This window comes from Wolbachia endosymbiont (group A) of Icerya purchasi (assembly GCF_947251635.1).
In the GTDB taxonomy this organism is placed as follows: Bacteria; Pseudomonadota; Alphaproteobacteria; order Rickettsiales; family Anaplasmataceae; genus Wolbachia; species Wolbachia pipientis.
This window is the reverse complement of record NZ_OX366357.1, coordinates 1,336,451-1,348,596: the sequence shown is the minus strand read 5'-3', so window position 1 is coordinate 1,348,596 and position 12,146 is coordinate 1,336,451. Positions and strand designations below refer to the sequence as shown.

The 12,146-nt window shown below is 34.4% G+C and carries 16 protein-coding genes and 1 pseudogene; 12 read left to right on the top strand and 5 right to left on the bottom strand.

Annotation, left to right across the window (positions count from 1 at the left end):
• Positions 1 to 53 precede the first annotated feature (53 nt).
• The 7 genes from tatA to OPR17_RS07345 all read left to right on the top strand — a co-directional run bounded on the left by tatA (position 54) and on the right by OPR17_RS07345 (position 5,098).
• Positions 54 to 221, top strand: coding sequence for a twin-arginine translocase TatA (gene tatA, locus OPR17_RS07100; RefSeq protein WP_006013840.1), 168 nt, complete (start codon positions 54 to 56; stop codon positions 219 to 221).
• 166 nt (positions 222 to 387) lie between these two features.
• Positions 388 to 1,044, top strand: a complete 657-nt coding sequence (locus tag OPR17_RS07095; RefSeq protein WP_265021655.1) for an exopolysaccharide biosynthesis protein — start codon at positions 388 to 390, stop codon at positions 1,042 to 1,044.
• 97 nt (positions 1,045 to 1,141) lie between these two features.
• Positions 1,142 to 1,798, top strand: coding sequence for an exopolysaccharide biosynthesis protein (locus OPR17_RS07090; RefSeq protein ID WP_265021654.1), 657 nt, complete (start codon positions 1,142 to 1,144; stop codon positions 1,796 to 1,798).
• Between the two features lie 97 nt (positions 1,799 to 1,895).
• On the top strand, positions 1,896 to 2,552 hold the full coding sequence (locus OPR17_RS07085) for an exopolysaccharide biosynthesis protein (protein ID WP_265021653.1): 657 nt from the start codon (positions 1,896 to 1,898) through the stop codon (positions 2,550 to 2,552).
• Positions 2,553 to 2,649: 97 nt separating this feature from the next.
• On the top strand, positions 2,650 to 3,306 hold the full coding sequence (locus tag OPR17_RS07080; RefSeq protein WP_265021652.1) for an exopolysaccharide biosynthesis protein: 657 nt from the start codon (positions 2,650 to 2,652) through the stop codon (positions 3,304 to 3,306).
• On the top strand, positions 3,299 to 4,672 hold the full coding sequence (gene cysS, locus OPR17_RS07075; protein WP_265021651.1) for a cysteine--tRNA ligase: 1,374 nt from the start codon (positions 3,299 to 3,301) through the stop codon (positions 4,670 to 4,672). The genes OPR17_RS07080 and cysS overlap by 8 nt, the downstream gene beginning before the upstream one ends.
• Before the next feature lie 6 nt (positions 4,673 to 4,678).
• Entirely contained in the window at positions 4,679 to 5,098 is a 420-nt protein-coding gene (locus OPR17_RS07345) for a DedA family protein (RefSeq protein WP_320109853.1), read from the top strand.
• Positions 5,099 to 5,182: 84 nt separating this feature from the next.
• Here the strand turns inward: OPR17_RS07345 and OPR17_RS07070 are convergent, their stop codons facing one another.
• The gene (locus OPR17_RS07070; protein ID WP_265021650.1) at positions 5,183 to 5,359 is read right to left on the bottom strand and encodes an ankyrin repeat domain-containing protein; all 177 of its coding nucleotides are present in this window, start codon (positions 5,357 to 5,359) and stop codon (positions 5,183 to 5,185) included.
• A gap of 76 nt (positions 5,360 to 5,435) precedes the next feature.
• On the opposite strand from OPR17_RS07070, the pseudogene OPR17_RS07065 reads away from it, so the two are divergent.
• The 3 genes and pseudogenes from OPR17_RS07065 to OPR17_RS07055 form a co-directional block, all read left to right on the top strand.
• Positions 5,436 to 6,007 (top strand): annotated as a pseudogene (locus OPR17_RS07065) (IS630 family transposase); the annotation flags it as partial.
• 85 nt (positions 6,008 to 6,092) lie between these two features.
• Positions 6,093 to 6,986, top strand: coding sequence for an IS982 family transposase (locus OPR17_RS07060; RefSeq protein ID WP_265021649.1), 894 nt, complete (start codon positions 6,093 to 6,095; stop codon positions 6,984 to 6,986).
• Between the two features lie 51 nt (positions 6,987 to 7,037).
• Complete coding sequence (locus OPR17_RS07055) at positions 7,038 to 7,178, top strand: hypothetical protein (RefSeq protein ID WP_265021648.1); 141 nt, start codon at positions 7,038 to 7,040, stop codon at positions 7,176 to 7,178.
• Here the strand turns inward: OPR17_RS07055 and tmk are convergent.
• Positions 7,171 to 7,761: a dTMP kinase gene (gene tmk / locus OPR17_RS07050; RefSeq protein ID WP_236515193.1), complete on the bottom strand. Its 591-nt coding sequence runs from the start codon at positions 7,759 to 7,761 to the stop codon at positions 7,171 to 7,173. The genes OPR17_RS07055 and tmk overlap by 8 nt on opposite strands.
• Before the next feature lie 108 nt (positions 7,762 to 7,869).
• Between tmk and OPR17_RS07045 the strand changes: the two genes are divergently transcribed.
• Positions 7,870 to 8,442 (top strand): thioredoxin family protein, encoded by a 573-nt coding sequence (locus OPR17_RS07045; protein WP_265021647.1) that lies wholly within the window; start codon positions 7,870 to 7,872, stop codon positions 8,440 to 8,442.
• A 5-nt stretch (positions 8,443 to 8,447) separates the two neighbouring features.
• A complete protein-coding gene (locus tag OPR17_RS07040; RefSeq protein ID WP_265021646.1) occupies positions 8,448 to 10,166 on the top strand; it encodes a monovalent cation:proton antiporter-2 (CPA2) family protein in 1,719 nt (572 codons plus the stop codon).
• A gap of 253 nt (positions 10,167 to 10,419) precedes the next feature.
• Here the strand turns inward: OPR17_RS07040 and OPR17_RS07035 are convergent, their stop codons facing one another.
• The 3 genes from OPR17_RS07035 to OPR17_RS07025 are packed head-to-tail and all read right to left on the bottom strand — an operon-like array spanning position 10,420 to position 12,093.
• On the bottom strand, positions 10,420 to 11,061 hold the full coding sequence (locus tag OPR17_RS07035; protein ID WP_077188434.1) for an SURF1 family protein: 642 nt from the start codon (positions 11,059 to 11,061) through the stop codon (positions 10,420 to 10,422).
• Between the two features lies 1 nt (position 11,062).
• Entirely contained in the window at positions 11,063 to 11,539 is a 477-nt protein-coding gene (bfr, locus tag OPR17_RS07030) for a bacterioferritin (RefSeq protein ID WP_077188433.1), read from the bottom strand.
• Positions 11,540 to 11,598: 59 nt separating this feature from the next.
• Positions 11,599 to 12,093, bottom strand: coding sequence for an RDD family protein (locus OPR17_RS07025; protein ID WP_265021645.1), 495 nt, complete (start codon positions 12,091 to 12,093; stop codon positions 11,599 to 11,601).
• Positions 12,094 to 12,146 lie beyond the last annotated feature (53 nt).

Here is a 12,146-nt window from a genome sequence, read left to right as displayed (position 1 = left end):
GACTTCAGTCAAGTTTTAATATTTAAAGGTCAATATTTTAAATGGAGGTGAAAATGAGTTTAGGACCATGGCAATTGTTTCTAGTCTTAATAATAATTTTAGTTCTGTTTGGTGCAGGCAGATTACCGCAAGTTATGGGTGATTTAGGAAAAGGCATCAAAAACCTTAAACAGGAGCTTAAGGACTCAGAAAAATTATCGTCTAACGAACCAGATCGTTAGCGTCCTCATACTTCGTGACATGCACCTTAGTGCATGTCATCTGTTTAAAAACTTAGTCAGGTTAAAGAATGAAAGAGATGAAGTGTTGGTATGAAATAAATAACAAATATTGAAATACAGCAACAACTATGTTAGCTTAGGAGGAATATTTTATTAAAAGATAATTGTGCAAAAAAATGAGAAACTAACTAAAAATAAAAAACTAGCTTCTGATATTCTAAAAGAGGTTGCAGATACCAATAACAATGATAGCAATAAAGTAACTTTGTTTGACATTAAAGCAGCTTTGCATGAGCGCGGTTTTGGTATTTTAATAATCATCTTCTCCTTGCCGCTATCGGTGCCTATACCGGTTCCACCTGGTTATACAACTATTCTTTCTATACCTTTAATCTTATTCTCACTGCAGCTTCTATTTGGATTTGATTCTCCTTGGATGCCCAGTTGGCTAGAAAGAAGGTCTTTTCAGCGTTCAACACTAGCTCTTGTGGTAGAGAAAACTTCCCCTGTATTAGAAAAAATAGAAAAATTCATGAAGCCAAGACTGTCTTTCATTTTCTATGGGCCTGGTGAGAAGATTCTGGCTTTTATGATGTTGCTTTGTGCAATAATAATAGCTCTTCCATTACCTTTTACTCACTTCCTTCCTGCAATTGGCACAACTCTTATTTCACTTAGCATTATGAGTAAAGACGGGTTTCTATCCATATTGGGAGTTTTAGTGTCATTGTGTGCGTTGTTGCTTGCTCTTGTTGTAATAGTCAAAGGACCACAACTTATAACTGGAGCACTTTCTCTTCTTAAAAGCTTTGCAACACTTTAACAAAAGAACGAATTACTAGCGCAAAATGAATAATGCATATTGAAATATGGCAATAATTATGTTAGTTAGAAAGAATAGTTGTATTAAAGAGTAACTTGTGCAAAAAAGTAAGAAACTGACCGAAAATAAAAAATTAGCTTCTGATATTCTAAAAGAGGTTGCAGATACCAATAACAATGATAGCAATAAAGTAACTTTGTTTGACATTAAAGCAGCTTTGCATGAGCGCGGTTTTGGTATTTTAATAATCATCTTCTCCTTGCCGCTATCGGTGCCTATACCGGTTCCACCTGGTTATACAACTATTCTTTCTATACCTTTAATCTTATTCTCACTGCAGCTTCTATTTGGATTTGATTCTCCTTGGATGCCCAGTTGGCTAGAAAGAAGGTCTTTTCAGCGTTCAACACTAGCTCTTGTGGTAGAGAAAACTTCCCCTGTATTAGAAAAAATAGAAAAATTCATGAAGCCAAGACTGTCTTTCATTTTCTATGGGCCTGGTGAGAAGATTCTGGCTTTTATGATGTTGCTTTGTGCAATAATAATAGCTCTTCCATTACCTTTTACTCACTTCCTTCCTGCAATTGGCACAACTCTTATTTCACTTAGCATTATGAGTAAAGACGGGTTTCTATCCATATTGGGAGTTTTAGTGTCATTGTGTGCGTTGTTGCTTGCTCTTGTTGTAATAGTCAAAGGACCACAACTTATAACTGGAGCACTTTCTCTTCTTAAAAGCTTTGCAACACTTTAACAAAAGAACGAATTACTAGCGCAAAATGAATAATGCATATTGAAATATGGCAATAATTATGTTAGTTAGAAAGAATAGTTGTATTAAAGAGTAACTTGTGCAAAAAAGTAAGAAACTGACCGAAAATAAAAAATTAGCTTCTGATATTCTAAAAGAGGTTGCAGATACCAATAACAATGATAGCAATAAAGTAACTTTGTTTGACATTAAAGCAGCTTTGCATGAGCGCGGTTTTGGTATTTTAATAATCATCTTCTCCTTGCCGCTATCGGTGCCTATACCGGTTCCACCTGGTTATACAACTATTCTTTCTATACCTTTAATCTTATTCTCACTGCAGCTTCTATTTGGATTTGATTCTCCTTGGATGCCCAGTTGGCTAGAAAGAAGGTCTTTTCAGCGTTCAACACTAGCTCTTGTGGTAGAGAAAACTTCTCCAGCATTAAAAAAAATAGAAAAGTTCATGAAACCAAGAATGTCTTTTATTTTCTATGGGCCTGGTGAGAAGATTCTGGCTTTTATGATGTTGCTTTGTGCAATAATAATAGCTCTTCCATTACCTTTTACTCACTTCCTTCCTGCAATTGGCACAACTCTTATTTCACTTAGCATTATGAGTAAAGACGGGTTTCTATCCATATTGGGAGTTTTAGTGTCATTGTGTGCGTTGTTGCTTGCTCTTGTTGTAATAGTCAAAGGACCACAACTTATAACTGGAGCACTTTCTCTTCTTAAAAGCTTTGCAACACTTTAACAAAAGAACGAATTACTAGCGCAAAATGAATAATGCATATTGAAATATGGCAATAATTATGTTAGTTAGAAAGAATAGTTGTATTAAAGAGTAACTTGTGCAAAAAAGTAAGAAACTGACCGAAAATAAAAAATTAGCTTCTGATATTCTAAAAGAGGTTGCAGATACCAATAACAATGATAGCAATAAAGTAACTTTGTTTGACATTAAAGCAGCTTTGCATGAGCGCGGTTTTGGTATTTTAATAATCATCTTCTCCTTGCCGCTATCGGTGCCTATACCGGTTCCACCTGGTTATACAACTATTCTTTCTATACCTTTAATCTTATTCTCACTGCAGCTTCTATTTGGATTTGATTCTCCTTGGATGCCCAGTTGGCTAGAAAGAAGGTCTTTTCAGCGTTCAACACTAGCTCTTGTGGTAGAGAAAACTTCTCCAGCATTAAAAAAAATAGAAAAGTTCATGAAACCAAGAATGTCTTTTATTTTCTATGGGCCCGGTGAAAAGATTTTAGCTTTTGTAATGTTGCTTTCTGCATTATCGATAGCTCTTCCATTGCCTCTTACTAACTTCATTCCTGCCATTGGTACGACTCTTATTTCGCTTGGCATTATGAGTAAAGATGGGTTTCTATCCATATTGGGAGTTTTAATATCATTGTGTGGGCTATTGCTTACTCTTGTTGTAGTAGTCAAAGGGCCACAACTTATCATTGGGGCATTTTCTTTTCTCAAAAGCTTCGTATATGGTTAGGCTTTACAACACCTTAACAAAAAAAAAGGAGCTTTTTACACCTATCGATAAAGATCATGTGAAAATGTATGTTTGCGGACCAACAGTATATGACACAGCACATATAGGCAATGCACGGTCTGTTGTTGTGTATGATGTGTTATTTCAGCTACTTAAGTTTTGTTATGGCAAAGTTACCTATGTGCGTAACATAACCGACATTGATGATAAGATAATTAATGCAGCAAGTGAGAAAAATAGCAACATAGAAAGTATAACCACATATTACATTAAAGCTTTTCATGATGATATGGAAAGCATAAATTGTAAAAAACCAACATACGAACCAAAAGCAACGGAAAACGTAGATTATATTATAAAATTAATTGAACATTTGCTGCAATCAGGCCACGCTTATGAATCTGACAAACACGTGTATTTTAATATAGAATCTTACCATGAATATGGTGCTTTATCAGGAAAAAAAACTGATGAATTGGTTCCAGGTAGCAGAGTTGAAGTTAATGAAAATAAAAAGCACCCGGGAGATTTTGTGCTGTGGAAGCCTGCAAGTGATATTGACTACAAACTTTCAAGTTATTGGGATAGCCCATGGGGAGAGGGCAGGCCTGGATGGCATATAGAATGCTCAGCAATGTCATATGCTTACCTTGGCAAAGATTTTGATATTCATGGTGGCGGCATAGATTTACAATTTCCTCACCATGAAAATGAAATTGCACAGAGTAAGTCTGCATTTGCTGGATCAATATTTGCAAAATACTGGATACATAACGGTTTTCTTACAGTAAATGAAGAGAAAATGAGCAAGTCCTTATTTAATATAGTCAAAGTAAGGGATTTGCTAGATAGTGGAATAAAGGGTGAAGTAATACGCTATGCACTGCTCAAAACTCACTACAGAAAACCACTTGATTGGACAGAAAACGTTATTTCTGATGCACAGGAAACCTTAAATAAATTTTATCGATTATCACGTGGTTTAGATACAACAAATATTGATGAAAGTAACGCAGAGATTTCTAAAGATTTTATAGACGCTTTAAAAAACGACTTAAACATTCCTGAAGCTCTAGCTATATTACATGAAATGGCTGCAAAAATCAACAAAATGAGTAATGAAAGTGAAAAGCTTAAATTAACTGAGAGTTTTGTTAAGAGTGCCAGATTTATTGGTCTTCTTGAGTCAAGTTATGAAAAGTGGTTTGCTGTGGATGTAAATCATCAAGAAATAGAAAGGTTGATAGACTTAAGAAAAATTGCAAAAAAAAATAAAAATTACGATACTGCAGACAAAATAAGAAATCAGTTGAAACAAATGGGGATTACAATTTCTGACAATGAAGATGGTACAACAACCTGGTAAACTCATATGGAAAATTACTTTCTGTTATTCACAGATAGTCTAGTATCGTCGTTAGTTTTACCCATACATCAAGGTTTTGTGTTCAATATGATGCTTTATTTCAGGTCGTATTACACTCCACTACTGATGTTATTTTTTGGAGTACTAGGATCAAGCCTTGGTGGAATGGTTAACTGGTCTTTAGGTAGAATAACAATCTCTATACGAAAATCATACCACAAATTAGAAAACGAATATACAACGCCAAAAGTTACAAAAAATTTGCTAATTTTTGCAACTTTATTACTTTCATGGGTGCCAGCACTTGGAAGTGTCATTCAAATTTTATCAGGTTATTTCAAGTTAAACCTTTATATCCTTGCCCCTTTAATCATTCTATCTAATTTCCTCTATTTGTTATATCTAATACTTACTTTTGGAGTATAACAGCTATAGTACTACAGCTATTCAAGCCCACTTCTGTCATCCTATGCCCTGATAGAAGCGGAGCTATAAATTAAATACAAAATTTCAATAGTCACGGAATGCACCATGAGCTAAAAGCAATTCCACAAGCTCTTGGTGATTATATTTAGCAGCATAATGCAATGCTGTCTTTTCTTCATTATTTTTAGCATTAACATCTGCGTTGTGTTTTAGTAGCACCTTAGCTATGTCAACATTTCCCGTCATAGCAGCTAATACCAATTCCCATTACAGGGCAAACAGATGGACAATGATGGAAGAAAAGCCATACTGAAGCAAGTAAAATAGCGAGGTTTAAATGGCATTAAGATCAAAATTATTGGATGAAAAAGTAGTAGAATCAGCAAAAGAAATGCTGAAGAAAGTAAGGAATAATGCATATGTTTCAAAAAAAACTAAATGCTGTAATTGCAGCAAAAAAGCACAGTATAACGGCTGTAGCAAAAATATATTGCATTTCAAGAAGCGCACTAACTTCGTGGGTAAAACTCTTGAAAATTGGCAGAGAAGAAAAACTGTTTGCTCCTTCACAACGTCGTAGAAAAACTAAATTAAATCAGGCTCAACTACAGCAAATTGAAGAGTGGATAGAAGAAAATCCTAATATCACCATTAAAGAAATGAGAATAAGAATCCAGGAAAAGTTCGGATTAAATATCAGCAAATCTACAGTACACCGCCATATGCAAAAGATGAAATTCTCATATATTACACCAAGACCAGTTCATAATGGACAAGATAAAAGCAAACAAGAGGAATTCAAAAAAAAATCTCAATGGAGCTATTAGCAAGTATCCAGAAAAAGAGCTATTTTTCTTTGATGAATCACGGTTTGGCACACATTCAAAGGTTGGACATGGGTGGTTTAAAAACGCGAATTCTGGATTAAAGGAGAATAGAAAAGGCAGAAAACAGGGTAAACTCAGCAATTATAAAAAAATAGATGAGGTTACCCATGGAAGATATAACAAAACTGTTTTGTTTGGTCGATGATTTTTGCAGAGATATAGAGAAAAATTTTGCAGGCAAACTACTGCCAAATGGTAAAAAACCCACAAGAACAACGGAAATTGAGCACTCTGAAATCATGACAATAATCCTGCTATATCAACAATCTCCGTGTAAAAATTTCAAAACTTTCTATCTACATTACCTAACGTTGCTCTACAAATCAGAGTTTCCAAAGTTGCCTTCATATACCAGGTTTGTTGCTCTAAAGCCTAGGGTTTTGTGGCATTTAGCAATGTTGTTGCATTGGCTTTGTGGACAGTCAGAAAACACTGGAATTTCATATATAGACACAACTCCCATTGCAGTTTGTCATGCAAAAAGAATATCCAAAAACAAAGTTTTTGCTGGAATTGCAAAATTAAGCAAGAGTACTTACGGCTGGTTTTTTGGTTTCAAATTACATATGGTAATCAATGAAAATGGTGAAATTCATGCACTTACGCTAACAAAAGGCAATGTTGATGATAGGATACCTGTGCCAAATTTGACGGAAAAATTAACCGGCCTTTTGTTTGGTGACAAAGGTTATATTGCAAAAGAGCTTTTTCAGAAGCTGTTTGACCGAGGTTTGAAACTTGTTACCAAGGTGAAAAAAGGTATGAAAAATACATTAATTTCGCTAAATGAGAAGATTTTACTGAGAAAAAGGTCTATCATTGAGACTGTTTTTGGTTACCTAAAAAATAGACTAGAAATTGAACACACTCGCCATAGATCCCCTGTTGATTTCTTGGTTCATATCTTTTCTACTCTCATCTCCTATTCCATCAAATCCAAAAAGCCTTCTATTTCCTATACTTCCTTCCTTAATCCAGAATTCGCGTTTAGACCATTTTGATCAATTTTTTACTATTACTGAAGTAAGCAATAAAAAAATAGAAGTGAATTAATGAACCTCGCAAGGGCATATAAGATGATAAGTGAAGAAGATCCAGACAAAATACAGGATTTTTTAGCTACTCAAACAAAAAGTTATTCATATGAAATAATGTTACCTGAAATTGATAATTTTCTATCACAAGCTAGGTGATTTTATCAATAATTTCATTGTGTACGTGATTATCATTTTTTGTTTCAATTCCAGTGATAACACTGCACCTAACGGGTTCTTTTATGGCTATTTCCTGAAATCCTTTTCTGACCTTATTGTAAAAATTAACATCCATTTCTTCATATTTATTCTTGTCTTTTGCTCTATTTAACCCAACTTTAACATCAATATCTAGAATAAATGTAATATCTGGACATTTAATTTCCACTAGCTTATGTAAGTCCCTTATTAGCCCTAAGTCAACTCCAAACCCATATCCTTGATATGCAATAGTTGAATCAATAAACCGATCACAAATCACTATTTTTCCTTCTGCAAGAGCTGGTAATATTAATTTTTTCATATGTTCGCGCCTCATCGAGATAAGTAGCAAGAGTTCAGAAATAGAATCAATATTATTCGTTAACAATACTCCTCTTACCTTCTCTGCAAAGTTAGTGCCACCTGGTTCTCGAGTCAATACCACATTATTTTCGCCGCGAATTTGCTTAAAATGATTTGCAAGTAGCTTAGATTGTGTTGTTTTACCAGAGCCGTCTATTCCTTCGAAAGTTATGAACATAAGTTTTATAATTATAATACTAAAAAAGAATATGCAAACAGTATACATAGAAACCGTTTGACATTTAAATAATAAGACCGTAAATTACATGTGGTATAATAATAGTCTATGGTTGCTCTGAATACTCCTAAAGTCGATTTTAGTTTTACTGCAAAAGATTTTAATCTTTTGGGAGTAGACAATAAATATTATGCATTAAGTGACTGTTGTGGAAAAAATGGTCTTATTATAATGTTTATATGCAATCACTGTCCTTACGTTCAGTCAATTATTAGCAATCTGGTAAGCGATGTTGATCAATTGAAAAAAGATTATCAGGTAAACACCATTGCAATAATGCCAAATGATGTAAATGAATATCCAGAAGATTCCTTTAAAAATATGATTAATTTTGCCAAGGAAAATAAGTTTACATTTCCATATTTAATTGATAGTACACAGAAAATAGCTAAAGAATACGGGGCTGTTTGCACTCCTGACTTTTTCGGCTTTAATTCCAATTTAAACCTTTCCTATCGTGGACGTTTTAACGACACAAAAAAAGAAAAGGTTCAAAGCTATGAAGTAGGAAGTAGTGACTTATTTCAAGCTATGAAATTTATTGCAGAAACTGGTAATTCTCCAATTGACCAAAAATCAAGTATTGGCTGCTCAATTAAATGGTCTAATTCTACAGGTTAAATATCATGCACAGTGGCTCTCAGCATTTGTTTGATATTATAATTTTACTTTCTGCTGCTGTGTTTATAGTCATAGCATTTTGGAAAATGAATATTAGTCCAGTGCTTGGTTACTTCGTTGCAGGTGCAGTTATTGGTTCTCACGGATTTAATCTGATACACTCAGCTGAAGCAATGGATAATCTTGCAGAATTTGGTGTAGTTTTTCTATTATTCATTATAGGCCTTGAATTGACATTTGAACGCCTGATCGCTATGCGTATTCATGTATTTGGGTTCGGTTCTCTTCAAGTTATAGTTACCATGGTAGCAATATGGTGCATCGCTCTTGCTTTCGGAGTGAATACGAATATAGCAACAGTTATTGGTGGTGGGCTTGCGCTATCCTCAACAGCAATAGTGTTGCAGGTTCTGCAAGAAAAAGGTTCTCAAGCAAGTCAGGTTGGTAGATTGTCGATAGCAGTGCTATTAATGCAAGATTTTGCAGTGGTACCATTAATAGTATTGGTACCTTTACTTACTGGCAATTCTGAGCACAGCCTGATAAGCTCATTGGCAGGTTCATTGGTGCAAGCAGCTATTGCATTAGTGCTGATATTTATAACTGGTAGATTATTGCTTAGACCTTTATTTTCGGTTATTGCTAAAATGGAAAGTAATGAGGTCTTTATATCAACAACGCTTTTAATAGTATTAGGAGCAGCATTTATTACTGAGCAATTCCATTTATCGTTGGCATTAGGTGCATTTGTTGCTGGATTGTTAGTTGCAGAAACAGAATACAGACACTCAGTGGAACACGCGGTACTACCATTTAAAGATTTGTTTCTTGGCTTATTTTTCATGACTGTTGGTATGTCCATCAATACCGAACTTTTACTCAATAAGTTACCACTAATCACCTTATTATCGATTATCCTTATCGTTTTAAAAACATCTATCATATATATATTGTGTAGATTTTTTGGGTTTAAGAGTGCACCTGCTATACAAGCTGGGTTACTGCTTTCACAAGGCGGTGAATTTGCGTTTATTTTATTTCGCTTAGCAGATGAGCTAAATGTGCTACCAAGTGAAATCGCTCAAGTACTTATGATGGTAACTACAGTAACCATGGCTTTCACTCCTCTTTTATCGGGGCTTGGAGATTGGATAGCAAGCTCATTTAGCACTGAGAAAACAATATTAGATGATGAAGCTGTTGAAACAGATACACAAGATCTTTATAACCATGTGATAGTTGCTGGATTTGGTAGAGTGGGATATATGGTAACAAAAATGCTTACTGCAGAGCATTTAAGTTACGTTGTTGTAGATATTCAATCGAAAATAGTCAAAGAAGGAAAAAGTGATAGTTTTCCTATATATCTTGGAGATGTTACAAGATGTGAAATTTTAAAATCGGTAGGAATAGAAAGAGCTCAAGCTCTCGTTATTTCAATAAAGAATGAAGTTACTATAAAAAAAGTTGTTTCTTTAGTTGCAGCAAATTTTCCGCATGTAAATATTGTAATACGCTTACCAGATCTGAGTAATGTGGAGGTTTATAGAGATCTAGGAGCTAGTAAAATTATTCCTGAAACATCTGAGATAGGATTGCAGCTAGGTGGAGCTGCACTGAGCCTTAGTGGTATTAGCGAAAGTGGAGTTACGTCTTTAAAAAGTAGATTTAGAAAAGGCAATTATAGTATGTTAAAAGACCTTGGTAGTGATAAAGATGAATAACTACTTCTCTAATTTTATGTACAGAAAGCTTCAAGCTTTGTTGAGGTCAGATGCATGGCTAATGCTGAAACAAAAATTCCAGTGCTCCCTTTCTTGTCATCCCAGGGCTTGACACTGGGATCCAGATTGGGCACTAAGTTGGTAAACACGAAAGCGCTTTACAACGTTTTTGATGGAACTGTGCAAAAGGACTGGATGCCAGTGTCACGCACTGGCATGACACCCATTTGTTCCTATAGTTGTCTTTTTTCGTCTACCTTATTTTGCCACCCTGCTGAACAGATACATTGAGGTTTTGCCTATAGTAAATTACGCACATAATCAACCAAGTTAAGGAAAGTGCAAACCAAGTGATTGCATATTCCAAATGCTTCATTGGCTGTATAGCTACTTTGCTGCCAAAATTGTTCGGCCACAATACACACTTCTCTAGCTTAATACCTAACTCATTGGAAATTTCTTCTGTACTCAGGGTAAACCATGTATTCGAAGCAGTATCGTTCTTGATAAACCAATTTTTACTTTTATTGCTATCGCAATATAAAATTCCATCTGCAACTACTTTTTCAATTTTTACTTTTTTCTCCTTTTTTTCTCTGACTATTCCTTTATTCACCAACATGTAACGTCCAGTGGTGAGCAACATAGGAGACAGCACGTGATAGCCGTGTTGCCCTGCAAAAACATATAGTTCTATATCACTTAGAATCCCATCAATCTTGACATGCCTATAGTTAAATTTTTCAAGGTCGTTATTGGGCAATAGATGAACCACTGGAAGACTCATACTTTTAATAATATTATTCTTCCAGTTCAATCTGAATATTTGCCATAACCCTAATAAAAAAAGAAGTGAGCAAGGTATAATTAAAATAAATACTATCTTTTTTAACACTCTATATTTGTGTTCTTAAATAGTTTTCAACACCCATTAGTTCAATAAGATCGATCTGTTTCTCAATCCAATGAAAGTGCTCTTCTTCATTTTTTAACATCTCTTCTAATAACATTACACTAACAAAATCCTTTTCTTTCTCAGCGATAGAAATCGTTTCTTTGATATCCTTAATACCTTTTCCCTCTAATTTCAAATTAGCTTCTAAGATTTTCCGTATTGTGTCTTTTGTAAACTTTCCATCATACTTTGATATTTCGTTTGTATCCTGAAAATTTGGGACTCCTTTAAATAACAAAATTCTTTCTGCCAACTTGTTTGCATGTTCAAGTTCTTCGTTAAGCTCATTTTTTACCTTTTCTGCAAGTCTATTAATTCCATTGTTTTTGAGAATCGCAAAATGCAAAAGATACTGGCGTACAGAAGTCAGCTCATTGGTCAATAATTTGTTCAAATGTTTTACTATCTCTTCATTCATAATCTTCCCTTAGTTCAATTCATCAGCATAATTTATATGATAACGATAGTTATAGCAACTCATTTAATAGTTCCTTTGATAACAACCGTATTAAATAGCATGTCGTGGTATGTCTGTTTTTTCTTAGAGAAGCAAGCAACTAGATACCAGCAGAGAGTGAGTAGCACTATAATTACTTTCAACACACTCAAGACATTCACTAATACTTCCTGATCTCGCAAAAATTCAGTAAGGACAACTACTACACTGTTTAACAAAGGAAGAAAAAACTGGGAAGAGCTTCTGTCAAACGCTAAATTCAAGTCTATTTTAGAATTATCTAAATTGATAGTATACATATTCATTAACTGTTGACCGGGAGTTGCTTGGGCCTTTGAAGATATAAAATATGTGAAGTAACTACAATTTACACACATGTATGATAGATGTAAGATCAACGGAGAATCCTCTAATAGCAGTATAATTAATAAAGTTGGAATTAATAAAATTGCTACATCTATTAAATACGCGCAAAAGCGTCTTGTTATACTGGCAATCTCTGTAACAGCGGTCATTACCTATCTTCCATAATCTTCCCTTAGTTCAATTCATCAGCATAATTTATATG